24 protein-coding genes and 1 riboswitch are annotated in these 24,536 nt (G+C 72.7%); of the genes, 14 read left to right on the plus strand and 10 right to left on the minus strand.

Annotation, left to right across the window (positions count from 1 at the left end):
- A partial coding sequence (locus tag FHU30_RS27440; RefSeq protein ID WP_253879643.1) for a ribonucleotide-diphosphate reductase subunit beta occupies positions 1-620 on the minus strand: 620 nt, incomplete at its 3' end.
- Between the two features lie 35 nt (positions 621-655).
- Positions 656-2,956: a ribonucleoside-diphosphate reductase subunit alpha gene (locus FHU30_RS27445; RefSeq protein ID WP_253879644.1), complete on the minus strand. Its 2,301-nt coding sequence runs from the start codon at positions 2,954-2,956 to the stop codon at positions 656-658.
- A 202-nt stretch (positions 2,957-3,158) separates the two neighbouring features.
- Positions 3,159-3,318, minus strand: a riboswitch (cobalamin riboswitch).
- 187 nt (positions 3,319-3,505) lie between these two features.
- Between FHU30_RS27445 and FHU30_RS27450 the strand changes: the two genes are divergently transcribed.
- The 4 genes from FHU30_RS27450 (at position 3,506) to FHU30_RS27465 (ending at position 6,433) form a co-directional block, all read left to right on the plus strand.
- Positions 3,506-4,147, plus strand: a complete 642-nt coding sequence (locus tag FHU30_RS27450) for a hypothetical protein (RefSeq protein WP_253879645.1) — start codon at positions 3,506-3,508, stop codon at positions 4,145-4,147.
- A 142-nt stretch (positions 4,148-4,289) separates the two neighbouring features.
- The gene (locus FHU30_RS27455; RefSeq protein WP_253879646.1) at positions 4,290-4,997 is read left to right on the plus strand and encodes a YcnI family copper-binding membrane protein; all 708 of its coding nucleotides are present in this window, start codon (positions 4,290-4,292) and stop codon (positions 4,995-4,997) included.
- Positions 4,994-5,551 carry a copper resistance CopC family protein gene (locus FHU30_RS27460; RefSeq protein WP_253879647.1) on the plus strand — a complete coding sequence of 186 codons (558 nt, stop codon included), beginning with the start codon at positions 4,994-4,996 and terminating at the stop codon, positions 5,549-5,551. Before FHU30_RS27455 ends, FHU30_RS27460 begins: the two co-directional genes overlap by 4 nt.
- A gap of 117 nt (positions 5,552-5,668) precedes the next feature.
- The gene (locus tag FHU30_RS27465; protein ID WP_253879648.1) at positions 5,669-6,433 is read left to right on the plus strand and encodes a group II truncated hemoglobin; all 765 of its coding nucleotides are present in this window, start codon (positions 5,669-5,671) and stop codon (positions 6,431-6,433) included.
- A gap of 67 nt (positions 6,434-6,500) precedes the next feature.
- On the opposite strand, the gene FHU30_RS27470 is transcribed toward FHU30_RS27465, so the two are convergent.
- Genes FHU30_RS27470 through FHU30_RS27480 form a run of 3 tightly spaced genes read right to left on the minus strand, consistent with a single transcriptional unit; the run spans position 6,501 to position 8,865 of the window.
- Positions 6,501-6,974, minus strand: a complete 474-nt coding sequence (locus tag FHU30_RS27470) for a hypothetical protein (protein WP_253879649.1) — start codon at positions 6,972-6,974, stop codon at positions 6,501-6,503.
- Entirely contained in the window at positions 6,971-7,486 is a 516-nt protein-coding gene (locus FHU30_RS27475; protein ID WP_253879650.1) for an RNA polymerase sigma factor, read from the minus strand. Before FHU30_RS27475 ends, FHU30_RS27470 begins: the two co-directional genes overlap by 4 nt.
- On the minus strand, positions 7,483-8,865 hold the full coding sequence (locus FHU30_RS27480; RefSeq protein WP_253879651.1) for an alpha/beta fold hydrolase: 1,383 nt from the start codon (positions 8,863-8,865) through the stop codon (positions 7,483-7,485). Before FHU30_RS27480 ends, FHU30_RS27475 begins: the two co-directional genes overlap by 4 nt.
- A 159-nt stretch (positions 8,866-9,024) precedes the next feature.
- Between FHU30_RS27480 and FHU30_RS27485 the strand changes: the two genes are divergently transcribed.
- The 3 genes from FHU30_RS27485 to FHU30_RS27495 all read left to right on the plus strand — a co-directional run bounded on the left by FHU30_RS27485 (position 9,025) and on the right by FHU30_RS27495 (position 11,506).
- Positions 9,025-9,768, plus strand: coding sequence for an SDR family NAD(P)-dependent oxidoreductase (locus FHU30_RS27485; protein ID WP_253879652.1), 744 nt, complete (start codon positions 9,025-9,027; stop codon positions 9,766-9,768).
- 127 nt (positions 9,769-9,895) lie between these two features.
- Positions 9,896-10,258: a YciI family protein gene (locus FHU30_RS27490; RefSeq protein ID WP_253879653.1), complete on the plus strand. Its 363-nt coding sequence runs from the start codon at positions 9,896-9,898 to the stop codon at positions 10,256-10,258.
- A gap of 3 nt (positions 10,259-10,261) precedes the next feature.
- Positions 10,262-11,506, plus strand: a complete 1,245-nt coding sequence (locus tag FHU30_RS27495; protein WP_253879654.1) for an RNA polymerase sigma factor — start codon at positions 10,262-10,264, stop codon at positions 11,504-11,506.
- Here FHU30_RS27495 and FHU30_RS27500 read toward each other — a convergent pair.
- Positions 11,496-12,641 carry an MFS transporter gene (locus FHU30_RS27500; RefSeq protein ID WP_253879655.1) on the minus strand — a complete coding sequence of 382 codons (1,146 nt, stop codon included), beginning with the start codon at positions 12,639-12,641 and terminating at the stop codon, positions 11,496-11,498. The two genes, FHU30_RS27495 and FHU30_RS27500, sit on opposite strands and share 11 nt — an antisense overlap.
- 102 nt (positions 12,642-12,743) lie before the next feature.
- On the opposite strand from FHU30_RS27500, the gene FHU30_RS27505 reads away from it, so the two are divergent.
- Entirely contained in the window at positions 12,744-13,625 is an 882-nt protein-coding gene (locus FHU30_RS27505) for a LysR family transcriptional regulator (protein WP_253879656.1), read from the plus strand.
- 136 nt (positions 13,626-13,761) lie between these two features.
- Here FHU30_RS27505 and FHU30_RS27510 read toward each other — a convergent pair whose 3' ends face one another.
- Positions 13,762-13,950: a hypothetical protein gene (locus FHU30_RS27510; protein WP_253879657.1), complete on the minus strand. Its 189-nt coding sequence runs from the start codon at positions 13,948-13,950 to the stop codon at positions 13,762-13,764.
- Between the two features lie 149 nt (positions 13,951-14,099).
- Here FHU30_RS27510 and FHU30_RS27515 point away from each other — a divergent pair, with 149 nt between their 5' ends.
- The 3 genes from FHU30_RS27515 (at position 14,100) to FHU30_RS27525 (ending at position 17,889) form a co-directional block, all read left to right on the plus strand.
- Positions 14,100-15,785 carry an AMP-binding protein gene (locus FHU30_RS27515; protein ID WP_253879658.1) on the plus strand — a complete coding sequence of 562 codons (1,686 nt, stop codon included), beginning with the start codon at positions 14,100-14,102 and terminating at the stop codon, positions 15,783-15,785.
- A complete protein-coding gene (locus FHU30_RS27520; protein WP_253879659.1) occupies positions 15,782-17,407 on the plus strand; it encodes an AMP-binding protein in 1,626 nt (541 codons plus the stop codon). The genes FHU30_RS27515 and FHU30_RS27520 overlap by 4 nt, the downstream gene beginning before the upstream one ends.
- An 86-nt stretch (positions 17,408-17,493) precedes the next feature.
- Positions 17,494-17,889 (plus strand): helix-turn-helix transcriptional regulator, encoded by a 396-nt coding sequence (locus FHU30_RS27525; RefSeq protein ID WP_253879660.1) that lies wholly within the window; start codon positions 17,494-17,496, stop codon positions 17,887-17,889.
- Between the two features lie 8 nt (positions 17,890-17,897).
- Here FHU30_RS27525 and FHU30_RS27530 read toward each other — a convergent pair whose 3' ends face one another.
- Positions 17,898-18,524, minus strand: a complete 627-nt coding sequence (locus tag FHU30_RS27530; RefSeq protein WP_253879661.1) for an FMN-dependent NADH-azoreductase — start codon at positions 18,522-18,524, stop codon at positions 17,898-17,900.
- 76 nt (positions 18,525-18,600) lie between these two features.
- Between FHU30_RS27530 and FHU30_RS27535 the strand changes: the two genes are divergently transcribed.
- The 3 genes from FHU30_RS27535 to FHU30_RS27545 all read left to right on the plus strand — a co-directional run bounded on the left by FHU30_RS27535 (position 18,601) and on the right by FHU30_RS27545 (position 21,478).
- The gene (locus tag FHU30_RS27535; protein ID WP_253879662.1) at positions 18,601-19,203 is read left to right on the plus strand and encodes a TetR/AcrR family transcriptional regulator; all 603 of its coding nucleotides are present in this window, start codon (positions 18,601-18,603) and stop codon (positions 19,201-19,203) included.
- A gap of 68 nt (positions 19,204-19,271) precedes the next feature.
- Entirely contained in the window at positions 19,272-20,204 is a 933-nt protein-coding gene (locus FHU30_RS27540) for a hypothetical protein (RefSeq protein WP_253879663.1), read from the plus strand.
- Positions 20,201-21,478 (plus strand): hypothetical protein, encoded by a 1,278-nt coding sequence (locus tag FHU30_RS27545; protein WP_253879664.1) that lies wholly within the window; start codon positions 20,201-20,203, stop codon positions 21,476-21,478. Before FHU30_RS27540 ends, FHU30_RS27545 begins: the two co-directional genes overlap by 4 nt.
- Positions 21,479-21,517: 39 nt before the next feature.
- Here FHU30_RS27545 and FHU30_RS27550 read toward each other — a convergent pair whose 3' ends face one another.
- Positions 21,518-22,915, minus strand: coding sequence for a GntP family permease (locus FHU30_RS27550; RefSeq protein WP_253879665.1), 1,398 nt, complete (start codon positions 22,913-22,915; stop codon positions 21,518-21,520).
- An 11-nt stretch (positions 22,916-22,926) separates the two neighbouring features.
- A complete protein-coding gene (locus FHU30_RS27555; protein WP_253879666.1) occupies positions 22,927-24,534 on the minus strand; it encodes an N-acyl-D-amino-acid deacylase family protein in 1,608 nt (535 codons plus the stop codon).
- Positions 24,535-24,536 lie beyond the last annotated feature (2 nt).

The following is a 24,536-nucleotide window of genomic DNA, read 5'->3' on the forward strand; positions in this document are numbered from 1 at the left end:
TCGTCGCGGAAGACCCAGTTCGTCCCGGACGCGAGGCCGTTCAGCAGGCCGCGCGAGCGCAGCCAGTACACGTAGGCGAACGCGCCGTAGAAGAACAGGCCCTCGATGCAGGCCGCGAAGCAGATCAGGTTCAGCAGGAACGCGCGGCGGTCCTCGCGGGTGCGCAGCTCGTCCAGCTTGTCGATCGAGCCGATCCAGCGGAAGCAGAACTCCGCCTTCGCCCGGATGGACGGGATGTGCTCGATCGCCGCGAACGCCTTGACCCGCTCGTCGTGGTCGGGCAGGTAGGTGTCGAGGAGGGTCAGGTAGAACTGGACGTGCACGGCCTCCTCGAACAGCTGCCGGGACAGGTAGAGGCGGGCCTCCGGCGCGTTCACGTGCTTGTAGAGGTTCAGCACGAGGTTGTTCGCCACGATCGAGTCGCCCGTCGCGAAGAACGCCACCAGGCGGTTCACCAGGTGCAGCTCCTCGGGCGTGAGCTTCGCCAGGTCGGCCAGGTCGGACGCGAGGTCCACCTCCTCGACCGTCCAGGTGTTGCGGATCGCGGCGCGGTAGCGCTCGTAGAAGTCGGGATAGCGCATGGGACGCAGCGTCAGGTCCATGCCGGGGTCGAGCAGCATTTCCAAGGTCTCCAGGTGTCGCGGCGCCGGACGGGCTACTGGCAGGCTTCGCAGGTCTCGGGGTTCTCCAGGGAGCAGATGACGGCGTTCTCGTCGGAGAAGGTCGCCGAGACGGTCGTCTGCGCGATCCGGGTCGCGGGACGGCTGCGCAGGTAGTAGGTGGTCTTGACGCCGCTGCGCCAGGCGTAGGCGTACATCGAGGAGAGCTTCCCGATGGTCGGGGTCTCCATGAACAGGTTCAGCGACTGCGACTGGTCCACGAACGGGGTGCGCGCGGCGGCCAGGTCGATCAGGGACTTCTGCGGGAGTTCCCAGGCCGTCCGGTAGAGGGCGCGGACGTCGTCGGGCAGGTCGGCGAGGCCCTGCACGCTGCCGTTCGCGCGCTTGATCGCCTCGCGCACCTCGGGCAGCCACAGCCCCTCGGCCTTCAGGTCCCGGACGAGGTACTGGTTGATCTGCAGGAACTCGCCGGACAGCGTCTCGCGCTTGAACAGGTTGGACACCTGCGGCTCGATGCACTCGTAGCAGCCCGCGATGGACGCGATCGTCGCGGTCGGCGCGATCGCGACGAGCAGCGAGTTGCGCAGGCCGGTCTTCGCGACGCGGGCGCGCAGCTCCGCCCAGGCGTCCGGACGGGTGATCGCGGCGTCCGGGAAGTGGTCGACGTGCAGCTGGCCGCGCGCGGTGCGGGTCTGGTCGTAGGCCGGGTGCGGGCCGTACTGCTCGGCCAGGTCCGCGGACGCGCCGTACGCGGCGAGCGAGATCTCCTCGGCGATCCGGGTGGACAGGGCGCGCGCCTCGTCCGAGTCGAACGGCAGGCGCAGCTTGAAGAACACGTCCGCGAGGCCCATGACGCCGAGGCCCATCGGGCGCCACTTCTTGTTCGCCTTCTCGGCCTCGGCGGTCGGGTAGAAGCCGCGGTCGATCGTCCGGTCCAGGAAGCGGACGGCCGTCCGGACCGTGGCGCGCAGCCGCTCCCAGTCGATCGAGTCCCCGGCGACGTGCGCGCCGAGGTTGATCGAGCCGAGGTTGCAGACGGCGGTCTCGCCGTCGCTGGTGACCTCCAGGATCTCGGTGCACAGGTTCGACAGGTGGACGACGTTGCCCTTCTCCGCCGTCTGGTTGCAGGCCCGGTTGGAGATGTCCTTGAAGGTCATCCAGCCGTTGCCGGTCTCCGCCAGAGTGCGCATCATGCGGCCGTAGAGGCGGCGCGCGGAGATCGTCCGGACGGCCTTGCCCGCCTCCTCGGCGGCGCGGTAGGCGCGGTCGAAGTCGTCGCCGTAGAGGTCGGTCAGCTCGGGGACGATCTTGGGGTCGAACAGCGACCAGTCCTCGTCCCGCTCGACCCGGCGCATGAACTCGTCCGGGATCCAGTTGGCGATGTTGAGGTTGTGCGTGCGGCGCGCGTCCTCGCCGGTGTTGTCGCGCAGCTCCAGGAACTCCTCGACGTCGGCGTGCCACGGCTCCAGGTACACGCAGGCCGCGCCCTTGCGGCGGCCGCCCTGGTTCACCGCCGCGACGGACGAGTCGAGCGTGCGCAGCCACGGCACGATCCCGTTCGACAGGCCGTTGGTGCCCTGGATCAGCGACCCGCGCGACCGGACCCGCGTCCAGGAGATCCCGATCCCGCCCGCGTACTTGCTCAGCCGCGCGACCTGCGCGTACCGCTCGTAGATCGACTCCAGCTCGTCCCGCGGCGCGTCCAGCAGGAAGCAGGACGACAGCTGCGAGCGGCGGGCGGCGCTGTTGAACAGCGTCGGCGAGGACGGCAGGTACGACAGCGTGGACAGCAGCCCGTACAGCTCCCGGACGTCCTCGACCGACTCCGCCAGCCCGACCGCGACGCGCAGCAGGAAGAACTGCGGCCGCTCCAGGACGCGCCGGGTCTCCGGGTGCCGCCACAGGTACCGGTCGTAGACGGTGCGCAGGCCGAAGTACTCGAACCGGTCGTCGGCCTCGTCATCGACGATGGCGTTCAGCGCGTCCGCGTTGGCGGCGACGAACGCGGCGGGCTCGTCGGCCATCAGGCCCTCGCGGTGCGCGGCGGCGGCCGACTCGGCGAAGGTGCGGACGCCCTCCTCGGCGGCCTCGTCGGCGATGTGCGCGTTCAGCAGGCGGGCGGCGACCTTGGAGTAGGCGGGCTCGACCGCGACGAGCGCGGCGGCCTCGGCGATCGCCAGCTCGCGCAGGCCCTTCGCATCGGACGCGTCGCCGCCGCGGACCGCGGCGAGGATCCGTCCGGGCTCGGCGTCCGGAAGGCCGGCACAGGCCCGTCCGACCTCGACCTCAAGCGTTCCCCGTGCGGTCTCCACCGGCGCGACCAGCTGCTGCGTCATCGGCCCTCTCCCCTTCGCATCACCCTCGCGGGGCGGCCGGGAGCGGGCGCGCCCGAGCCGGGCCCGGCCCGGTCCCCCCGAGCGGGCCTCGCCGGTCCGTCCCGTTCGCGGCCGTCACGACCGCGCCCGGAGCGTTTTCGGGCAGGCTTGCGCGCCCGTCCATCGGCCTCCCGCGAGGCTTTCGGACGTTCGTCGTGCGGGCAGGTCTTCGGACTCGCGGGCGTCGGCGGCGCGCCTGTCGGCGCGCAGCCGGGCCTAGTGGCCGTCGCTTCCCGGTCCGCGCGGGGCGGATCCAGTGCTCATGACGGCGGTCGTTCCCGCTCACCGCTGCGGGGCAGTCCCGGATTCCCACCGGGTTCCCTCTTGCGACGCCCGCCCCGCCGCTCACGCGCGGCGGCGCGGAGCGGCGGTGCGGGCGAACCAGCACGGGGCTAGACCCTACATCTTGAGTCGGCTCACTGCGCAACCCCAACATGTTGGGCGTGTCCGCGACCACTTTCGGGGGGTCGGGTACCCGGCGCGGCGCCGGGATGGCACCATGAGAGCGACATGTCCGCAGCACAGCCCCGGCCGCTCCTGCGCCTCGCGCGCGCGGTGGTGTTCTCCACCGTCTGCGTCGCCCTGGCGACGCTCGGGCATGCCCTGGCGGCCTCCGCGACCGTCCCGGCTTGGGCGGCGCTGGCGGGGTTCGCTGGCGTGCTCGCGGTCACCTACGCGCTGAGCGGGCACGAGCGGTCGCTTCCGACGATCGCCGGCGGCCTGGTCGGCGGGCAGTTCGCCCTCCACGCGCTCTACACGAGCGCGTGCGGGTCCTGCGGGCCCCGCTCGATGGGCGGCGGCGGGACGTCGTCGATGCACTCCCCGCACCACGCGGTCGCGGTCGCCGCGACGCACGGGCCGGGCGCGGCGATGACGTTCGCGCACGTCGCCGCGGGTCTGGTGTCGGGCTTCTGGCTGTGGCGCGGCGAGCGGGCGGCGTGGGCGCTGACCCGACGCATCGCGTCGTTCGCGGACCGTCCGGTGCGGGTCCTGTTGGCGCTGCTCAGGGTGGAGCCGGTGGTTCCGCCGCTGCGCGTCGGCGTCGTGCCGGTTGCCGTGCCCGTTGCGGCTCTTCGGCGCCGTGCGCTGCGGCATCAGGTGGTCCGGCGAGGACCGCCGCTTCTCCGTTCACACCCCTTCGCGACCGCCTGACCGACCTCCGGTCGGGCGTGGTTCGCGCGTGGCGCCGTCCACGCGGGTGTCCGCGTGGCGTCGTCCGCGCGGGGTTTCCGGCAAGTCACCGGACGTGGCCATAGCCCGTCCGGATTTCCCCCATGCCTGAACGGAGAATTCGATGTCTTTGGTTCGCGCGCGGCGTCTCGCCGCCGTCGCAACGCTCGCCGGTGTCTCGCTGGTCGGGCTCGCGACGGCCGCGTCCGCGCATGTCACCGTCAACCCCGGGACCGCCGAGAAGGGCGGTTTCACCAAGGTCTCCTTCCGCGTCCCGAACGAGAAGCCGAGCGCCGGGACGACGCAGGTCCGCGTCGACCTGCCCGCCGACCACCCGGTGGCGTTCGTGTCCGTCCGCCCCGTCCCCGGGTGGACGGTCAAGGTCGCCAAGTCGAAGCTCGCCACGCCGCTGAAGGCGGAGGGCGGCGAGCTGACCGAGGCCGTGTCGAGCATCACCTGGTCCGGCGGGCGCATCGACCCCGGCCAGTTCCAGGAGTTCGATGTCTCGCTCGGCCCGCTCCCGGGCAACGCCGACCGGCTCGTCTTCAAGGCCGCGCAGACCTATTCCGACAACAGCGTCGTCAACTGGGACCAGGACCCGGGCAACGGCACGAACGAGCCGGAGCACCCCGCGCCCGTCCTGAAGCTGACCCCGAAGGGCGCGGACGGCCAGGGCATGGCGGTCGCGGCCACGTCCAAGACTCCCCCGGCGGCGTCCGCCAAGTCGGACGACGGGACCGCCCGGACGCTCGGCGGCGTCGGTATCGCGGTCGGAGTGATCGGCATCGCCGTCGGCACCTACGGCCTCAGCCGCAACCGGAGCCGGGCATGAGGGCGAAGGCGCGGGCGTTCCTGGTGGGAGCGGCGGCGGCCGTGGCCGTGCTGGGGGTCCCGGCGGTGCCGGCGTCGGCGCACACGTCGCTGACGTCGTCGAACCCGGCGGCGAACGCGAAGGTCGCGTCGCCCGCGGAGATCACCCTGAAGTACGCGGACCCGGTCGGGTTCCCGCAGGTCGTGCTCGCGGACGCGTCCGGCGGACGGCACGAGGCGGGCACCGCGCACGCCGTGGACAACACCGTCACCGAGGCCGTCAAGGGCCCGCTGCCGAACGGCGTCTACACGGTCGGCTGGCGCGTCGTCGCCTCGGACGGGCATCCGGTCACGGGCGAGTTCAAGTTCACGGTGACCGGTTCGTCCGCCGCACCGGGACAGGCGGCGAGCGCGCCCGCGTCAGCCTCGCCAACTCAGCCGTCCGCCGCGTCCGCGCCGCGGTCGGAGAAGTCCTCGGGCGGCGGGAGCGCGGGCTGGCTGTGGCTCGGGCTGGGCGTCGCCGTCCTCGCCCTGCTCGTCGGCGGGGTCGCCTGGATGCGGAGGCGCACGAGCTGACCGCATGCTCCGGGAGGCCCGACCCGGCCTCCCGGAGCATGCCGATTTCCGGCGAACACTCCCCAAGGCGCTGATTACATGATTACATGATCACCACCGCCTGAAGGGGTGACCACCATGATCGTCGAATACATCCGCTACCGCATCGGCGGCGCGGACGCGGACGCGTTCGAGGCCGCCTACGGCCGTGCCGCCGCCTCCCTCGCCGCCGCGCCGCAGTGCGTCGGCTACGAGCTGAGCCGCTGCGTGGACGAGCCGGAGTGCTACGTCCTGCGCATCACCTGGACCTCCGCCGACGCGCACCTCAAGGAGTTCCGCTCCGGCGAGCACTTCGCCGCGTTCTTCGCCGAGATCAAGCCGTACGTCCAGCAGATCGAGGAGATGCGGCACTACGAGCAGACCGCCGTGCGCGGCAACGGCGGCAGCGTCCCGTCCCTGTACGACTGGGCGGGCGGCGAGGAGGCGCTCGCGCGGCTCACCGAGGTCTTCTACGGCCACGTCCTCAAGGACGACCTGATCGGCCCGCTGTTCGCGCACATGGACAAGCACCACCCCGCCTACGTCGCGCTGTGGCTCGGCGAGGTGTTCGGCGGGCCGGAGCGGTACAGCGCCGAGCGCGGCGGCTACCACCACATGGTCCGTCAGCACCTCGGCAAGGCGATCACCGAGCCGCAGCGCCGCCGCTGGGTGAGCCTGCTGATGGACGCCGCGGACGAGGCCGGCCTGCCGGACGACCCCGAGTTCCGCGCCGCCTTCGCGAGCTACATCGAGTGGGGCACGCGGCTCGCGGTCGGCAACTCCCAGCCGGGCGCGACCCCGCCGCTCGAAGCGCCCATGCCGCACTGGGGCTGGGGCGTCGCCCCGCCCTACATCCCGTCCTAGCCGCCAGGCGGGACGCGTCCCCGCGCGTCCCGTCTAACGGAGTTCGCCCGCCAGGCGGGCCAGGCGCCTAGCGGAGTTCGTCCGCCAGGCGGGCCAGGGTCCGGTCGAGCTCGCGCCGGACGCCGAGGGGGATGATCGCGGCCCGGGCCGGGACGCGGACGCCGCCCGTGACCGCCACCCGGGTGCCGCCGCCCGGCTCCGGCGCGGCGGCCATCCCGAGGATCAGGAAGCGGCTCTGCAGCCAGCACCAGCCGGGCCGCAGCGTCCCTTCGAGGCGGGCGCGCATCCCGAAGCGGCTGCGCGCCACCGCGACCACCCGCCCGCCCTCCGCCCGGACGACCCGGACGTGCCGCATGTCCGTCTGGAACCGCCCGAAACCGTCCTCAAGGTCGCCCATCACCGCCCACACCTCGTCCAGCGGGAGCGGCAGCACGCGCTCGCTCACCCGCCCGCCGGGGATCGCCGCCGCCATCACGCGCAGCCGCCGGACGTCGTCCAGCTCCGCGGTGGGCCAGCCGCCGCCCTGAAGGTCACCGCTCATGCCGACCACGCCTTCCGGAAGCTCTCCCGGGCACGGTGCAGCCGGGACTTGACGGTGCCCGCCGGGATGTCCAGCAGGCGGGAGGCGGCCTGCTCGTCCAGGCCCTCCAGGTCGCGCAGCACGAGCACCGCGCGGTGTTCGGGCGACAGCCGCGTGAGCACGTCGCGCACGTCGGCGGCCAGCTCCGGATCGTCCGGTGCGGGGAGGTCGGCCAGCTCGGCGGGACGCGACCGGGCGTCCCGCCGCGCCACCCGGACCGCCTCCCGGACGGCGATGGCGCGCGTCCAGCCGTAGAGGGCGGCCGGTTCGCGGAGCGTGCGCAGCGACCGGAACACCGCGACCAGCGCCTCCTGCGCCGCGTCCGGGCCGGAGTCGAGCGCGATCGGCCCGCAGATCCGCGCGACGTAGGGGGCGAGGTGGGCGAGCAGGTCCTGCATCGCGACCGTGTCGCCGCCAAGCGCCGCCCGCGCCAGCGAGACCCCCGGATCGTGGGGGTCGGTCGGGAGGGTCATCGCAGGAACGCTTCCATCAGCGGCGTCACCTGGCCGGGGCAGTCGAGCGTGAGGGCATGCCCGCAGCCTTCCAGGACATGCACCTCGGCGCGCGGAAGCAGCGTGCCGAACCGCCGCGCCTGCCGGACGGGGAGCACGGTGTCCTGCCGTCCCCAGATCACGAGGGCGGGTTGCCGGGTCGCGGGCAGCGCGCGTTCGGTCTCGCGCCAGTCGAGTCCGCGTTCCAGGCGGTAGTTCGAGCGCAGGTTCGCCTTCGCGGTTCCGGGCGCCCACATCTCGTCCACGAGCGCGTCCGTGGCCCGCTCCTTGTGGACGAACAGGGACCGGACGGCCGAGGCGGTGAAGCTCCGTCCGGCGGCGAGGTTCGTCAGCAGCTCCCCGACCGCGGGCATCTTCAGCGCCTCCCAGGTCGCCGGGTCGCGCTCGTCCAGGCCGGACGGCGCGAGCAGCGCGAGCCTGCTGACGCGGGCGGGATGCCGCTGCGCGTAGGCGAGCGCCCAGCCGCCACTCCACGAGTTCCCCGCGAGCGCCACCTGCGGCAGCCGCAGCCCGTTCAGGAACGCGTCGATCGCGGCCGTCATGCCTTTGAGGTCCCACGTGAAGTGCGGGTCGCGGACGGACGTGAACCCCTGTCCGGGCAGGTCCAGAACGTAGACGGTGTGCGTGCGGGACAGGGCCGTGAGCTGCTCCTGCCACGCGAACGCCCAGGCGGCTCCGGGCGACAGCAGCACGACCGGCGCGCCGCCGCCCTGCCCCTGCTGGACGTAGTGGAACCGCGCGATCGGAGTATCCAGATACCGCGACGGGACGGACGCCAGGAACGGCGACCGGTATCCGCGCTGCTCCCCAGGCTGCCACCCGTACGCGGCGACCAGGACGCCGGCAGTGAGCACCAAGGGAAGGGCCAGCGCGACGGCCCGTCCGAGATGGTCCGGCACTCCGACCAGCCAGGCCGCCGCAGCGCCGAAGAGCAAGCAGACCGGTGTGTAGAGCAGCAGGTTCAGCCAGTAGAAGGTCGTTCCGGACCCGTCGCCGACGCCGCACGCCCACGCGATGCCGACCAGCCCTCGCACCAGCATGCCCGTCGCCACGGCGAACGTCACCACTCCGCACAGCCTGTGGATAAGTCGCCGGGCGCGTCCGCCGCTGAACGTCAGGACGGCCACCGCCGCAACGGTCAGGATCGCGACCAGCGGCAGCAGGGTGCCCGGGGTGAACGGCACCTGCCCGCCCAGCACGTTGATCGACAGCGAGCGCCGGCCGGACGCGGGCCATGTCGCCCCGGTCGTCCAGTACAGGTGGACGCACGCGTCCAAAGCCAGCAGCGTGGCGACGGCCCGCCCGGCCCGCCCGGCCCACCGCCTGAGATCACTGCGCACGATTCCCGCCTCTCCCGAAAGGGTTGTGCGTGGAAGAGGACGGCTCCTGGCCGGACGTTCCTGTGACCTCGGTCATAGCGGGAAAGCGACGTCGCGTCCGGAAATGCGGTGTCGAATTCCCGCCAGCGCGCGACCCCGCCGGACCGCAGACTCGAACCCATGAGCAACGAGATCGAGAACAAGGCCGCCCTGGTCACCGGCGGGAGCCGCGGCATCGGCGCCGCCGTCGCCGTCCGCCTCGCGCAGGCCGGCGCGGACGTGGCCTTCACCTACCAGAGCAACGCCGAGGCGGCGGGGAGGGTCGTCGAGAAGATCAAGCAGGCCGGCCGCCGGGCGCTGGCGATCAAGGCGGACGGCACCGACGCGGCGGCGGTCGTCGCGTCCGTGGACGAGGCCGCCGCGACGTTCGGGCGCCTGGACATCCTGGTCAACAACGCCGCCACCTTCGTCCTCGCCCCGATCGACCAGATCGGCGCCGACGAGCTGGAGCGGACGATCGCGCTGAACGTCCGCGCGCCGTTCCTCGCCGCGCAGGCCGCCGCCCGGCACATGACCGAGGGCGGGCGGATCGTCAGCATCGGCAGCAACGTGGCCGAGCACGCGCCGTTCCCCGGCCTGTCGCTGTACTCCATGAGCAAGACCGCGCTGGTCGGCATGACCAAGGGCCTCGCCCGCGACCTCGGCGCGCGCGGGATCACGGTCAACGTCGTCCACCCCGGGCCGACCGACACCGACATGAACCCGGCGGACGGCCCGAACGGCGAGACCTTCGCCGCCTTCACCGCGCTGAACCGCTACGCGCAGCCGGACGAGATCGCCGCGGTGGTCGCGCACCTGGCCGGTCCGGGCGGCGCGTACGTCTCGGGCACCACGATCAGCGTCGACGGCGGGTTCGCCGCCTGACCGGGGGCCGGTAGGGCCTAGAGTCCGGAGGGGAAGTCGAGAGCGTCCGCCCGGCGCCCGCCGCGCGGGGCGGACGAGCCGGCCCGCGGCGCGGGGCGGACGACCCGGACCGGAGGCACGGCCGACCATGAAGTACGTCGCGATGATCTACGGCAGCAAGGCGAAGTGGGACGCGTTCCCGCACGACGAGTGGGTCGAGGCGGTCGCCGCGCAGGACGCGTTCAACACCAAGTACCGCGCGACCGGCGAGCTGGTCGCCGCTTACGGCCTGGGTGACGAGACGCAGGCCCGGCTCGTCCGCCGGGAGGACGGCGCGCCGGTCGTCTCGGACGGCCCGTACCTGGAGACCAAGGAGTACATCGGCAGCTTCTACCTGCTCGATGTGGACAGCGCCGAGCGGGCCCAGGAGATCGTCGCCGACATGCCCTGGGCGGCCCGGGAGCCGGTCGAGCTGTGGCCGGTGCTGCACAGCGCCGACGACGACCTCTAGCCGGTGGCCAAGCAGCCGGTGGCCGAGCAGCCCGTGGCCGGGCGGGCCGTCGAGGACCTGCTGCGCGAGTGCGCGCCGCAGGTCCTCGGCGCGCTCGTGCGGCGGCACGGCATGTTCGACGCGTGCGAGGACGCCGTGCAGGAGGCGCTGCTCGCCGCGGCGCTGCAATGGCCGAAGGACGGCATCCCGGACAACCCTCGCGGCTGGCTGCTGACCGTAGCGAACCGCCGCCTGGTGGACGAGATCCGCAGCGACGAGGCCCGCCGGCGCCGCGAGGACGCCGACGCCGCCACTCCGGCCGAGGCGGCGCAACGCCCGCCCGAACTGGACCGCGACGACTCCCTGCTCCTCCTGTTCATGTGCTGCCACCCGTCGCTCTCGCGGCCGAGCCGGGTCGCGCTGACGCTGCGCGCGGTGGGCGGCCTGACCACGGCGCAGATCGCCGCGGCGCTCCTGGTGCCCGAGGCGACGATGGCGCAGCGGATCAGCCGGGCGAAGCAGTCCCTCAAGGCGTCCGGGATGCCTCCGGACGCGGAGCGCGCGGCTCGGCTCGCCGAGGTCCGGCACGTCCTCTACCTGATCTTCAACGAGGGCTACACGTCCACGTCCGGGCCGGACCTGACCGCGCCGGAACTGTCGTCCGAGGCGATCCGCCTCACCCGCATGCTGCACGGCCTCGTCCCGGACGACGCGGAGACCGCGGGCCTCCTGGCGTTGATGCTGCTCACCGACGCGCGCCGTCGGGCGCGCACGAGCCCGTCCGGCGAACTCGTCCCGCTGGACGAGCAGGACCGCTCCCTCTGGGACAAGGCCCTCATCGCCGAAGGCGTGGACCTCCTCAGCCGTACCCTCCCGCGCGGCCAGGTCGGCCCGTACCAGCTGCAGGCCGCCATAGCCGCCGTCCACGACGAGGCCGCGACCCCCGACGCGACCGACTGGCCGCAGATCCTCGCCCTCTACGACCTGCTCGGACGCACCGACCCCGACAACCCCATGGTCGCCCTGAACCGGGCCGTCGCCGTCGCCAAGGTCCTGGGCCCGTCCGAGGCGCTGGCCCTCCTGGACGACCTGGCCGAGGACAAGCGCCTCAAGGACCACCACCGCCTCCTGGCCGCAAGAGCCCACCTTCTGGAACTCCAGGGCAACAGGGCCGAAGCCGCCGAAACCTACCGAGCCGCCGCCCGCCGAACCACCAGCACCCCCGAGCACCGCCACCTGACCAACCGCGCCGACCGCCTCAGCGAGTAGCCGGGACGCGGCTCGGCTTGAACGTGGCCACGGCGAGAAGCGCAGCGCCCGCGGTGAGAACGGAAGCCGTGTAGAGCAGCGTGGCGAGGCCGGGACCGTCGGTGAGCTGGCCGCCGACCAGGGCGCCCAGGGCGATCGAGGCGTTGAAGGAGGACGAGAGCAGCGACGACGCGGCCTCCGGCGGAGCGTCCCGCTCAGAGGACAGCAGCGTTTGGAGGGAGACCGAGACGCCGCCGTAGGCGATGCCCCAGATCAGCAAGGGCAGGATCGGCGGGACGGGCGTGGCGGCCAGGACGACCGTGACCAGGGCGATCGCGACGGCCTGGGTCAGCAGCGTGAGGCGCGGGCTGCGGACGGCGGTCCGCCCGGCGAGGAAGTTGCCCGCGATCCCGGCGAGGCCGTAGGCGAGCAGCATCGGGCCGATCAGCGCCGAGCGGACGCCGCCGATCTGCTCCAGAACCGGGCGGACGTAGGTGTACGCGGCGAAGTGGCCGACGACGATCAGCGCGGTGAGCGCGAGGCCGACGCGCATCGTCGGGAGCCGCAGCACGGCCGGGAGGTCGGCCACGCGGAACGGGCTCGTGGCGGGCAGCGGCGGCAGCGCAACGGCCATGAGGACGAGCACGGCGAGCGCCAGCGCGGCCATGACGGCGAACGATGCGCGCCATCCGGCGACCTGCGCGATGAACGCGCCCGCCGGGACGCCGACGACCGACGCGACCGCGATCCCGCCGAAGATGACCGCCGTGGCCGTCCCGACCTGCCGTTCGGGGACGAGCCGGGGCGCGAGGCTCGCCGCGATCGCCCAGAAGCCGCCGATCGCGACACCGACCAGGACGCGCGCGGCGAGCAGGACGCCCAGCGACGGCGCGACCGCGGAGACGACGTTGGCGACCGCCAGGAGAGCGGCGAGCGAGCAGAGCAGGACGCGGCGGTCGAGGCGTCCCGCGCCGAGCGCGACGGCGAGCGCGGAGGCGGCGGCGACGACGCCGGGAAGCATCACGGCGAGCCCGGCCGCGCCCTCCGACACGTGCAGGTCGTGCGCGAGGGGCGGGAGGAGCCCGACAGGGAGCATCTCGGTCGTGACGATGGTGAACGTGCCGGCGGCCACCACCAGCGGAGCTTTCGCGATCATGATTCCAGGCTCGGCGGCGCCCGCACTTGGAACAACCGTGACCTACGCATCCTTGGATTACTACGACTAATCACTGACGGTTCGGTCGGGGGAGGCGGCGCGGTGGAGCTACGCGAACTGGAATGCCTGCTCGTGCTCGGCGAGGAGCTGCACTTCGGCCGGACGGGCGACCGGCTCGGCATCTCGCAGGGCCGGGTCAGCCAGCTCGTCCGGTCGCTGGAGCGGCAGGTCGGCGGGCGGCTGTTCGACCGGACGAGCCGGAGCGTCCGGCCGACCCCGCTCGGCGAGCGGCTGCTGGACGAGGTGCGCCCGGCCTACACCGCGCTGCACTGCGCCTTCGACAACGCCCGCGCCGCCGCGCGCGGCATCACCGGCGAGCTGCGCGTCGGCTTCCTCACCGGCACCGCCCGCGAGGGTGTCGTCGAGGCCGCCGGGATCTTCGAGGCCCGGCATCCCGACTGCACCGTCACCTTCGTCGAGATCCCCATGGCCGACCCGTTCGGCGCGCTCCGCCGCGGCGAGGTCGAGGCCGTCGTCACGCTGCTCCCGGTCGCCGAGCCGGACCTGGTCGTCGGGCCGTCCTTCGCCAAGGAGCAGCAGGCCGTCGCGCTCGCCGCCCGGCACCCGGCCGCGCGCCGCAGCCGGCTGCACGCCGAGGACCTCGCCGACCTGCCCGTCCTGGACATTGACGGCCCGGCTCCCGCGTACTGGCGCGAGCACATGTCCCCGACCGCCACCCCCGACGGCCGCCCGATCCCCCGCGGCCCGGCCGTGTCCGGCCTCCAGGAGGCGCTGATCACGATCGCGGCGGGCCGCGGCGGCCTGGTCTTCTGCATCCCGACCGGCCGCCTGTTCGCCCGCTCCGACATCACCTACGTCCCGGTGGACGGCCTGCCCGACTCGCTCCTCGGCCTCGTCTGGCGCCGCGGCGAGACCAGCCCGCGCCTCCGCGCCTTCGCCGACCTCATGTCCGCCCGCTTCTGACCATCCCGCCCGCTTCTGACTGCCCCGCCCGCTTCCGACTGCCCCGCCCGCTTCCGACTGCCCCGCCCGCTTCCGGCCATGGAAAAGCCGCCCCGGACCTCGACGGCCCGGAGCGGCGGTCAGCTCAGGCGCGCCGTCAGCCGACGACCCGGACCGAGGTGGTGAAGGCGTCCGCCCCGGCCGATGCCACGGCGGCGCGCGAGTGCGGGTCGATCGCGTAGTGGAACTGGAAGCTCACGATCGCGTAGCCGGCCTTGCGGGCAGGAAGGCGAGCGATCCTCGCATCCGGCGGCTGCCTGCGCCGACACAGGTCACACTGCCGCATGTGGACAACCGTGTCACGTGGGGCAGAAGCGGTCGAGGTGCTTCACGGGCACGGAAGGGGTTTGGGGACGTGCCGGGGCGGCTACCCCCGTTCGGGGGTGGCGCGGGTCACAGTGAGTGGACACGATCCTGGGGAGACGAGGAGGTCCGATGCAGGCGGTCGAGTTCCGGGCGGCGCGTGATTTTCTGCTGGCCCATCGCGAGGACTACCAGGCGGCGCGGGAGAAGTTCCGCTGGCCGGTGCTGACCGGGTTCAACTGGGCGCTGGACTGGTTCGACCACATCGCGGACGAGAACGACCGCACCGCGCTGTGGATCGTGGAGGAGGACGGCTCGGAGGCCAAGTACTCCTTCGCGTCCCTGGCCGAGCGGTCCGCGAGGGTCGCGAACTGGCTGCGGGCGTCCGGCGTCCGGCGCGGTGACCGGGTCGTGGTGATGCTCGGGAACCAGGTCGAGCTGTGGGAGACCGTCCTCGCCACGATGAAGCTCGGCGCGGTGATGATCCCGTGCACGCCGCTGCTCGGGACGGACGACCTGCGGGACCGGATCGAGCGCGGCCACGCGAAGCACGTGGTCGTCGCGTCCGGGAGCGCGGGCAAGTTCGACGGCGTGCCCGGCTCGTACACGCGGATCGCGGTCGGCGAACCGGTGGACGGCTGGCTGGACTACTCCGACGCCTACGACGCCGACCCGCACTTCACCCCGTACGGGACGACCCGGGCCGACGACACGCTGCTGCTGTACTTCACGTCCGGGACGACCGCGAAGCCGAAGCTGGTCGAGCACACGCACGCGTCCTACCCGGTCGGGCACCTGTCCACGATGTACTGGATCGGGCTCCAGCCCGGCGACGTCCACCTGAACATCTCCTCGCCCGGGTGGGCCAAGCACGCGTGGAGCAACGTCTTCGCGCCGTGGAACGCCGAGGCGACCGTCTTCATCTTCAACTACGCGCGGTTCGACGCCGACCGGCTGCTGGACGCGATCGACCGCTGCGGGATCACCTCGTTCTGCGCGCCGCCGACCGTGTGGCGGATGCTGATCCAGGCCGACCTCGGCCGGCTCCAGCACCCGCCGCGCGAGGTCGTCGCGGCGGGCGAGCCGCTGAACCCCGAGGTCATCGAGCGGGTCCGGGACGCGTGGGGCATCACCATCCGGGACGGTTTCGGGCAGACCGAGACGACCGTCCAGATCGCGAACACGCCCGCGCAGGAGGTGAAGCCCGGCTCGATGGGACGTCCCGTGCCGGGCTACGACGTCGTGCTGGTCGACCCGGTGACCGGGGAGCGCGGCGACGAGGGCGAGATCTGCCTCGACCTGATCGAGCGTCCGCTGGGCCTGACCGCCGGGTACCACGGCGACGAGGAGCGCACGGCCGAGGCGATGCGCGACGGCGTCTACCACACCGGCGACATCGGCTCCCGCGACGCCGACGGCTACATCACCTACGTCGGACGCGCCGACGACGTGTTCAAGGCGTCCGACTACAAGATCTCGCCGTTCGAGCTGGAGAGCGTGCTGATCGAGCACGAGGCGGTGGCGGAGGCGGCGGTCGTGCCGTCCCCCGATCCGGTGCGGCTCGCGGTGCCAAAGGCGTACGTGACGCTCGCCGCGGGCTGGGAGCCGGACGAGGCGACCGCCAAGTCCATCTTCGAGCACTGCGCGGCGCGGCTGTCGCCGTACAAGCGCGTCCGGTTGCTGGAGTTCGCCGCCGAGCTGCCGAAGACGATCTCCGGGAAGATCCGCCGGGTGGAGCTGCGGACCGCCGAGACGGGCAAGCATCCGGACGCCGATGCGCGTCCCGAGGGCGAGTTCCGCGAGGACGGGCTGCGATGACGGAGCTGTCCTACGCGTCCGGGACGTCCGCGCTGCCGCTGCTCGGCGACACGATCGGCGCGAACTTCGACCGCACGGTGGCGTCCTTCCCCGACCGGGAGGCGCTCGTCGAGTGCGCGCCCGCCGGGAGGCCGGGTGAGGCGCGCCGGTGGACGTACGCGCAGCTCAGCGATGAGGTGGACGCCGTCGCGCGCGGGCTCGCGGCGCTCGGCGTCCGCAAGGGCGACCGGGTCGGGATCTGGGCGCCGAACGTCGCCGAGTGGGTGTTCGTCCAGTACGCGACGGCGAAGCTCGGCGCGATCCTGGTGAACATCAACCCGGCCTACCGGACGCACGAGCTGGAGTTCGTGCTGAAGCAGGCCGGGATCCGCACGCTGGTCGCGGCGCCGTCGTTCAAGACGTCCGACTACGCGGCGATGATCGAGGAGGCCCGGCCGAACTGCCCCGAACTGCTGGACGTCCTGCTGCTCGGCCGCGACTCGTGGACCGACATGCTGGAGGCCGGACGGGACGGCGCGCTCCCCGAGGCCGTGCTGTCCGCCGACGACCCGATCAACATCCAGTACACCAGCGGGACGACCGGCTTCCCCAAGGGCGCGACGCTCTCGCACCACAACATCCTGAACAACAGCTTCTTCGTCGGCGAGATCTGCGGCTACGACGAGGAGGACCGGATCTGCGTGCCGGTGCCCTTCTACCACTGCTTCGGCATGGTGATGTGCAACCTCGCGGCCACCTCGCACGGCGCGTGCATCGTCATCCCCGCGCCCGGTTTCGACCCGGCGAAGACGCTCGCCGCCGTGTCCGCCGAGCGCTGCACGTCCCTGTACGGCGTCCCGACGATGTTCATCGCCGAGCTGAACGACCCGTCCTTCGAGGCGCACGACCTGTCCTCGCTGCGCACCGGGATCATGGCGGGCTCGCCCTGCCCGGTCGAGGTGATGAAGCAGGTCATCGAGCGGATGGGGATGGCCGAGGTGACGATCTGCTACGGCATGACCGAGACGTCCCCGGTGTCCACGCAGACCCGCGCGGGCGACTCGCTGGACCGCCGCGTCGGCACGGTCGGGACCGTCCACCCGCACCTGGAGGTCAAGGTCGTCGACCCGGAGACCGGCGCGGCCGTGCCGCGCGGCGTGCCCGGCGAGCTGTGCACCCGCGGCTACTCGGTCATGCTCGGCTACTGGGACCGGCCCGAGCAGACCGCCGAGGTGATCGACCCGGCCCGCTGGATGCACACCGGCGACCTCGCCGCGATGGACGACGAGGGCTACGTCACCATCACCGGCCGGATCAAGGACATGGTCATCCGCGGCGGCGAGAACGTCTACCCGCGCGAGGTGGAGGAGTTCCTGTTCACCCACCCGGACATCGTCGAGGCGCAGGTCATCGGCGTCCCGGACGAGAAGTACGGCGAGGAGCTGATGGCCTGGGTCCGGCTCCGCCCGGGCGCGCCGCCCCTCACCGCGGAATCCCTGCGCGAGTTCTGCGCGGGACGGCTCGCGCACTACAAGATCCCCCGCTACGTCCACCTCGTGGACGCGTTCCCGATGACGGTCACCGGCAAGGTCCGCAAGGTCCAGATGCGCGCCGAGGCGGTGGACATCCTCGGCCTCCCCTGACCGCGGACGGCTCCGGACCGCGGACGGCTCCGGACCGCCTGAACGCCCGGTTTGCGTTCGCGGCTCAGCCGGGCATGCTGACGTGCATGGACGAGGACGACGCCAGCCGGGCGCACACGGCCGTCCTCGACACCGGGCATCCCGGCTGGGAGGAGGTCCGGGCCGTGCACGCCGAGCTGCTGGAGCTGGCCGAGCGCGTGCCCGACCCCGAGCTGCGCGAGCGGCTGCGCGCCGCGTCCCGCCGGCTGGCCGCCGCCGGGACCGTCCCGTCCCGGCAGGCGCACCGGCCGAGCCTCTCGCCGCGCGAGCTGGACGTCCTGGCGCAGGTGGCGCTCGGCTGCACCAACGCCGAGGCCGCCGGGCGCCTCGGCCTGCTGCCCGAGACCGTGAAGAGCTACCTGCGCTCGGCCATGCGCAAGCTGGACAGCCACACCCGGACGGAGGCCGTCGCCACCGCCCGCCGCAAGGGCCTCCTCCCCTGACGTCCCCGTCAGAAGGACGCGGCGGCCGCGCGGACCTCGGCGAGCGCCTTCTCGCGCGCCGCGTCCGCGTCGGCGGTGACCAGGTTCGGCTGGAACCGGACGGTGGTGATGTCGCGGATCCCGGCCCAGCGCAGCCAGTCGTCGAAGAACGGCTGCTGGAAGTCGCTGCCGAACGCGGGCCCGCGCCCCTCGCCCCAGACCGCGCCGGTGTAGATCACCGCGGCCTTCTTGCCCTTCAGCAGCCCCTCGTACCCGGTCTCCGGGTCGAAGCCGAACAGCAGGCCCGGCTGGGAGACCACGTCGATGAACTGCTTGAGGATGTACGGCACCCCCGCGTTCCACATGGGGACGGAGAACAGGTACCGGTCGGCGGCGTCGAAGCGGGCGAAGGTCGCGGTCGCGGCCTCCCAGGCGGCGGCGCGCTCCCCGGCGGGCTCGGCTCCGGCGAACACGTCCATCTTCGCCGCGGCGGCGGCCGGGCCGAACTCGGGCAGCGTGCCGTCCCACAGGTCGAAGTGCTCGACCTTGTCCTCGGGACGGCTCCGCCGGTAGGTGTCCAGGAACGCGCCGGCCAGCCCCAAGGACTCGGACGCGGCGCCACGCGGCGAGGCGCTGATGTGCAACAGGCGTGTCATCGTGAATCTCCGCAGGTCAGATAGACAACAGGGCAGAAACGGAATAGATTCCGTTTCCATGGGAGAAGGTACCGGAATGGATTCCGCTTCGTCAACGGACCTGCCGCTGGCCGGGTCCGGCCGCCGCCGCGCGGACGCCACGCGCAACCGGACCAAGGTCCTGGACGCCGCCGAGCGCCTGTTCGCCCGCGACGGCGTCGAGAAGGTGACCATGCAGGACGTCGCCAAGGAGGCGGGCGTCGGCGTCGGCACCCTCTACCGCGGCTTCACCGACAAGGCCGGCCTCGCGATGGCCCTCCTGGACGAGCGCGAGCGCGCCTTCCAGGAGCGCATGCTCTCCGGCCCGCCGCCCCTAGGCCCCGGCGCCGACCCCCTCGACCGCCTCGCCGCCTTCGTCGAGAACTACGTCGCTCTCGTCATCGACCAGCGCGAACTCGTCCTGCTCTCCCAGACCGCCGCGCCCGGCGCCCGCTTCCGCAGCGGCGCCCACGACCTGTGGCGCACCCACTGCCGCCACCTCCTGGACCTGGCCGGCGCCCCGTCCCCCGACATCCGCGCCGACACCCTCCTGGCAGCCCTCTCCGCCGAAATGCTCACCCACTGGCTGACCGACCAGAACCGGCCCCAAGAAGCCCTGACCCGAGACCTCTCAGCCCTGGCCCGCTCCCTCGCCACTTAATGCTCTTGTCACCCGCAGTCAGCGCCTCATAAGATCCCGCCACCTTCCACTGGAAAGACGGGACACGCATGACCGAAACCACCGCGCCCGCAACCGAGCGCGCCGTCCCGTACCGGGACCTCTCGGCCATCGCACTCCCGCTCGTGGAACTAGCGCTACTCGCGGGCCTGCTGGCCCTGAAGCCGCACTACCACCCGCGACTCTCCTGGCTGTTCCTGGCCGGAGCGATACTGCTCGTCGCCTCGGGCACGCTCACGGCGCTGCGGGCGCGCCGCGGATTCACGCTGTCGCCGGACGGCCTGACCTGGCACAAGCACCAGATCTTCGTCCCCTGGTCGAACGTGACCGAGGTGGTGGCGGCCGGCGACCGCGTGGTGGTCAAGGTCGCCGAGACCGACCAGCTCCGCGACGCCCGGTGGCTCGGCGGCATGACCGAGACGCCCTGGAACACCCGCCGCTTCGGCGGCCCGATCGCCCCGAAGGCCAAGCGCCTCGGCATCCCCGCCGCGGAGTTCGTCGAGGACGCCGAACGGCGGCGGGCCGCGTACACGAAGTCCGCCCTTCGCTCGATGCCCCGTGCGAAGGGCGCGCTCGGCTCGTCCGTGCTGAACATCGCGGGCGTGGCGCTCGCACTGTTCGCGGTGATCTTCAGTGACCCGCCGGTCGAGGAGGGCCTGGTCGTCCAGCGCAGCGGCATGCTCGTCTTCGAGTACCACCCGGGAGGCCCGGACACCGGCTTCCCGCCCCGGACGCTTGTCATCCGTAACTGGGAGCGCCTCGCGGTCGCACCGACCCTCGCCTTCACCCCCCAGGACAGCAAGGGCCGACCAGTGCCCGACGTGACGGTCCGGACAGCGTTCGGCAGCGACCGTGGCCTGCTGGCCGTCCCCCCACGCGGAATCGCCCAGGACGCCCTGGCCTTCGAGGGCCCGCGGGCCACCGACGTACGCCGGGTGAGGGTGACCGTCCGCGGCTCGAAGTACGTAGACCTCACACGATGAGCGAGGCAGCCTCCGCCATGGACGCGAGCACCACAGAACGCCGCATTGCCTACCGGTCTCCCCAGCCATGGCTGGGCCTCGCGGGCTGGACCGGCTTCGTCATCGTCGTGGTCGCCATTGACGCATGGACTCACCGGAAAATCCCGGTGCTCTGGGCGGGCGGAAGCGTCCTGATGGATGTCGCCGCCGCGCTTACGATCATCAGGGGACGCCGCGGGTTCACGCTGTCGCCGGCCGGGATCTCCTGGCGCAGGCACGACGCCTTCTTCCCCTGGTCGAACGTGGCCGAGGTGTGCGAGCGGACGGTCGGCAGACGGTCGTACGTGGTCGTCCGGCTGGCCGACCCGGACCAGGTCAACGACCTTCCGCGGGGGGCCGTCGGGGCGGCCCGGCGGAACGTGCAGAAGTACGGCGGGCCGTTCGCGGCCCAGGCCAGGTGGCTTGACATCCCGGCCGCGGAGTTCGTCGCGGAGGCCGAGCGGTTCCGCGCCGCCTACCGGTCGGAGTTCCTCTCGCGGCACGCGGCACCGAGCAAGGACCGCGTCGCGGAGCTCGTGTGGTGGGTCGGAGTCGTGCTTCTCGTGCTCGGCTTCGTGCCGGGTGTGGGCTCCATACGGCTGGGACACGCTGCGGAGACCACGCAGAACAAGGGCCCGCTGGAGTTTCGCTACCAGGCGCGGGGCGGCACCGGGTACATGGACCAGACGCTCGCGATCGCCAACCGGGGCGGCGACGCGATCGCTCCCACGCTGGTGTTCACTCCGCAGGACGAGCAAGGCCACGACCTCCCGCAGGTTCGGGTGCGGACGGCGCTCGGCAGCGACGGCGGGCTGGTGGTGGTGCCGCCGCAGTCGACGGCCTTCGACGTCCTGGCCTTCTCCGGGCCGTCCGCCGGGAGCGTCCGCAAGGTGAAGGTCACCGTGGTCGACAGGGTGAAGGTCGACGCGCCGATGCTCTCCTCCGAGGGGTTGCGCGCCGAGCCGCTGGACGCACAGGGCCGGCTCGTCCAGCTGGGTTCGCGCTTCGCCAAGGTCCGCGTCACGCCCCGGTCGTCCTCGCAGCTGGCGGCGATCGACACGGGCAAGGTCCGTGTCGTCTGCATCGCCTGGGGGCCGGAGACGGCCGGTGCGCCTCAGCAGATGGTGGATCGCGTCGCGGTCACCGACCTGGCGCCCCTGGACCGGGGAGCGCCCACCGAGGTCGCGGTCACCGGGCCAGGACGGGACCACACCGAGCAGTGCGGGAGCCTCGTGGCCTACTACTCGCGGGGGTGAGGCGGGCGCGGCGGGGGCTGCCGCCGCGCCCGGGCGGGGTCAGATGAAGGTGCTCAGGGCGCCGGCTATGGCGAAGCCGACGAGGGACAGGATGGTTTCCAGGACGGTCCAGGTCTTGAGGGTGTCGCGGACGGAGAGGTTGAAGTAGCGGGAGACGATCCAGAAGCCGCCGTCGTTGACGTGCGAGGCGATGATCGAGCCCGCGGAGATGGCGATGGCGATCAGGGCCAGGTGGGCCTGGGAGTGGTGCTCGCCGTGCAGGAGGGGGCCGACGATGCCGCCGGTGGTGACGATGGCGACGGTGGCGGAGCCCTGGGCCAGGCGGAGGCCGCAGGCGATCAGGTAGGCGAGCACGATGACGGGGAGGCCCGCGTCCGACATGGTGGCGGCGAGGGCCTTGCCGACGCCGGTCGCGGTGATGACGGCGCCGAAGAACGCGCCGCCGCCGACCACCAGCAGGATCATGCCGATGGGGCGGAGCGAGCGGGTGGCGAGCTCGGACAGCTCCTTGGCCGGGGTGCCGCGCCGGACGCCGAGCAGGTAGAACGCCAGCAGGACGGCGATGGTCAGCGCGACGGCGGGGGTGCCGAGGAAGGTGAGCAGCGGCAGGACGGAGCTGCCCTTCCACCAGACGTCGCCGAAGGTGGCGAGCAGGATCAGCACCAGGGGCACGGCGATGATCAGCCCGACGAGGGCGAGGGACGGCTCGGGGCGCTCGTCCTCGGCCTCCTGCTCGCGCGCCTCCTCGCCGACGGTGTACTCGTCCGGGACGGACGCGTCGACGCGCTTGCCGATCCACGCGCCCCACGCGACACCCGCGACGAGGAAGGCGGGGATGCCGCAGACCAGGCCCATGATGATCAGCCAGCCGAGGGAGACGCCGAGCAGCCCGGACGCGGCGACCGGGCCGGGGTGCGGCGGCAGGAAGGCGTGCGTCATCGACAGGCCGCACAGCATCGGCATCGCGTACAGGACGAGCGACCGGCCGCCGCGGCGGGCGGTGATGTAGACGAGCGGCGCCAGGACGAAGATCCCGATGTCGAAAAATACGGGGATCCCAAAGATGAGGCCGACGAGGCCCATGGCGAGGGGTGCGCGCTTCTCGCCGAAGACGTGCAGCAGCTTGCGGGTCAGGACGTCCGCGCCGCCGGACGACTCCAGGATCGCGCCGAGGATCGTGCCCAGGCCGATGATGGGCGCGATATGGCCGAGGATGCCGCCGAACCCGGTCTCCAGCAGGGACGTCTTGGAGCTGAGCGGGGTGCCGACGATCTGCGAGACGGGCAGCCCGGCGGCGAGCGCGAGGGCGAGCCCGGACACCAGCAGGGAGATGAACGGTTCGAGCTTGACCTTGATGATGAGCAGCAGGAGCAGGGCGATCGCCGCTGCGCACAGCAGCAGCAGACCGCCCGTCTCGTGGCGGAACCAATGGGCCATGGGGTCGCCTCTCAGGGGGTGGAGGTGGTGTCCCGGCCGCGCCGCAGGGCGTGGCCGGGCAGTGCGCCGGTCGGCCGGCCGTCCGCGAGGACGGGGACGCCGTTGACCAGCACGTGCGCGATGCCGTCGGGGACGGTCCGGGGGGCGTCGAAGGTGGCGGTGTCCCGCACGGCGAAGGGGTCGAACAGGACGAGGTCGGCGTGGTACCCGGCGCGGACGAGGCCGCGGTCGCGCAGCCGGAGTCGCCGGGCGGGCCGTCCGGTGAGGTGCGCGACGCACTCCTCCAGCGGCAGGACGCCGAGGTCGCGGACGTACCGGCCGAGGTAGCGCGGGAACGTTCCGAACGCGCGCGGGTGCGGCTTCGCCCCGGGCGTCAGCGGGAGCAGGCCGTCGCTGCCGCCGGTGTGCGCGGGGTGCCGCATGATCGCCTGGACGTTCTCCTCGTGCCCGACGTGCTGCAGGATCGTCGTGCCGAAGTCGTCGGCGGCGAGCAGCTCGCGGAACACCTCGAACGGCGTGCGGCCCGAGGACGCGGCGAGCGCGGCGACGGTCCGTCCGACCGTGCCGGGGACGCGGGAGCCGGAGATCTCGATGGTGCCCCACTCGACGGGGACGCCGTGGCAGCCGTCCGAGCCGTCCACTTCCATGACCTCGCGGATGGACGCGGCGGACGCGGGGTCGGCGAGCCGGGCGAGCGCGACGGCGGGTCCGCCCTCGGCGGCGCGGCTGGGCAGCAGGGCGGCGAGCGTCGTGGATCCGGGCAGGTAGGGGTAGGTGTCGAGGGTGATGTCGCAGCCGCCGGCGATGGCCTCGTCCAGCAGCGCGAGCAGCTCGCCTGCGCGGCCCTTGTTGACGCCGAAGTTCATGGTCGCGTGCGCGAGGTGCAGCGGGCAGCCGGAGCGGCGCGACACCTCGACCATCTCGGCGTACGCGGCGAGCGCGCCCGCGCCGTACGAGCGGTGGTGCGGCGAGTAGTAGCCGCCCAGCGAAGCGACGACCCGGCACAGCTCGACCAGTTCGTCATCGGACGCGTACATGCCCGGCACATAGGTCAGGCCGCTGGACATGCCGACCGCGCCTTCGCGCATACCGGTCGCGACGAGATCGCGCTGCCGGTCGAGTTCACTAGGCGTGGGTTCGCGGGCGTCCCAGTCCATCGCGAGCATCCGGACGGCGCCCTGCGGGACGAGGTAGGCGGCGTTGACCGCGATGCCCTCGTCGAGCCGGTCGAGATACTGGCCGACCGTCCGCCAGCTCCAGTCGAAGCCGGCCGGATCGCCGTTCCAGCCCGCGATGGCCTGCCGGACGGTCGCCAGCGTCGCGTCCGATACCGGCGCGTACGACAGGCCGTCCTGGCCGAGGACCTCGGTCGTCACGCCCTGCGCGACCTTCGCGAGGTGCTCGGGCGCGGCGAGCAGCGCGAGGTCGGAGTGCGCGTGCATGTCGATGAAGCCCGGCGCGAGGACGAGCCCGCCGGCGTCGATCACGCGGGACGCCGGGGGCGCGTCGTCGGAGATCGACGCGATGCGGCCGTCCTCGACATGGACGTTCGCGCGGTACGCGGGCGCGCCCGTGCCGTCCACGACCGTGGCGTCCCGGAAGAGCAGACCCCGGGCCACGG

Source organism: Actinomadura rupiterrae (assembly GCF_024172125.1).
Lineage (GTDB): Bacteria > Actinomycetota > Actinomycetes > Streptosporangiales > Streptosporangiaceae > Spirillospora > Spirillospora rupiterrae.

Excerpts from the sequence above, each read along its gene's own strand:
- FHU30_RS27465 (WP_253879648.1), top strand. The coding sequence starts at position 5,669 with ATGATCGTCGAATACATCCGCTACCGCATCGGCGGCGCGGACGCGGAC.
- FHU30_RS27545 (WP_253879664.1), top strand. The coding sequence starts at position 20,201 with ATGAGCGAGGCAGCCTCCGCCATGGACGCGAGCACCACAGAACGCCGC.
- FHU30_RS27485 (WP_253879652.1), top strand. The coding sequence starts at position 9,025 with ATGAGCAACGAGATCGAGAACAAGGCCGCCCTGGTCACCGGCGGGAGC.
- FHU30_RS27500 (WP_253879655.1), bottom strand. The coding sequence starts at position 12,641 with ATGATCGCGAAAGCTCCGCTGGTGGTGGCCGCCGGCACGTTCACCATC.
- FHU30_RS27530 (WP_253879661.1), bottom strand. The coding sequence starts at position 18,524 with ATGACACGCCTGTTGCACATCAGCGCCTCGCCGCGTGGCGCCGCGTCC.
- FHU30_RS27445 (WP_253879644.1), bottom strand. The coding sequence starts at position 2,956 with ATGACGCAGCAGCTGGTCGCGCCGGTGGAGACCGCACGGGGAACGCTT.
- FHU30_RS27450 (WP_253879645.1), top strand. The coding sequence starts at position 3,506 with ATGTCCGCAGCACAGCCCCGGCCGCTCCTGCGCCTCGCGCGCGCGGTG.
- FHU30_RS27460 (WP_253879647.1), top strand. The coding sequence starts at position 4,994 with ATGAGGGCGAAGGCGCGGGCGTTCCTGGTGGGAGCGGCGGCGGCCGTG.
- FHU30_RS27535 (WP_253879662.1), top strand. The coding sequence starts at position 18,601 with ATGGATTCCGCTTCGTCAACGGACCTGCCGCTGGCCGGGTCCGGCCGC.
- FHU30_RS27540 (WP_253879663.1), top strand. The coding sequence starts at position 19,272 with ATGACCGAAACCACCGCGCCCGCAACCGAGCGCGCCGTCCCGTACCGG.
- FHU30_RS27490 (WP_253879653.1), top strand. The coding sequence starts at position 9,896 with ATGAAGTACGTCGCGATGATCTACGGCAGCAAGGCGAAGTGGGACGCG.
- FHU30_RS27455 (WP_253879646.1), top strand. The coding sequence starts at position 4,290 with ATGTCTTTGGTTCGCGCGCGGCGTCTCGCCGCCGTCGCAACGCTCGCC.
- FHU30_RS27510 (WP_253879657.1), bottom strand. The coding sequence starts at position 13,950 with ATGCGGCAGTGTGACCTGTGTCGGCGCAGGCAGCCGCCGGATGCGAGG.
- FHU30_RS27515 (WP_253879658.1), top strand. The coding sequence starts at position 14,100 with ATGCAGGCGGTCGAGTTCCGGGCGGCGCGTGATTTTCTGCTGGCCCAT.
- FHU30_RS27475 (WP_253879650.1), bottom strand. The coding sequence starts at position 7,486 with ATGACCCTCCCGACCGACCCCCACGATCCGGGGGTCTCGCTGGCGCGG.
- FHU30_RS27525 (WP_253879660.1), top strand. The coding sequence starts at position 17,494 with ATGGACGAGGACGACGCCAGCCGGGCGCACACGGCCGTCCTCGACACC.
- FHU30_RS27520 (WP_253879659.1), top strand. The coding sequence starts at position 15,782 with ATGACGGAGCTGTCCTACGCGTCCGGGACGTCCGCGCTGCCGCTGCTC.
- FHU30_RS27550 (WP_253879665.1), bottom strand. The coding sequence starts at position 22,915 with ATGGCCCATTGGTTCCGCCACGAGACGGGCGGTCTGCTGCTGCTGTGC.
- FHU30_RS27470 (WP_253879649.1), bottom strand. The coding sequence starts at position 6,974 with ATGAGCGGTGACCTTCAGGGCGGCGGCTGGCCCACCGCGGAGCTGGAC.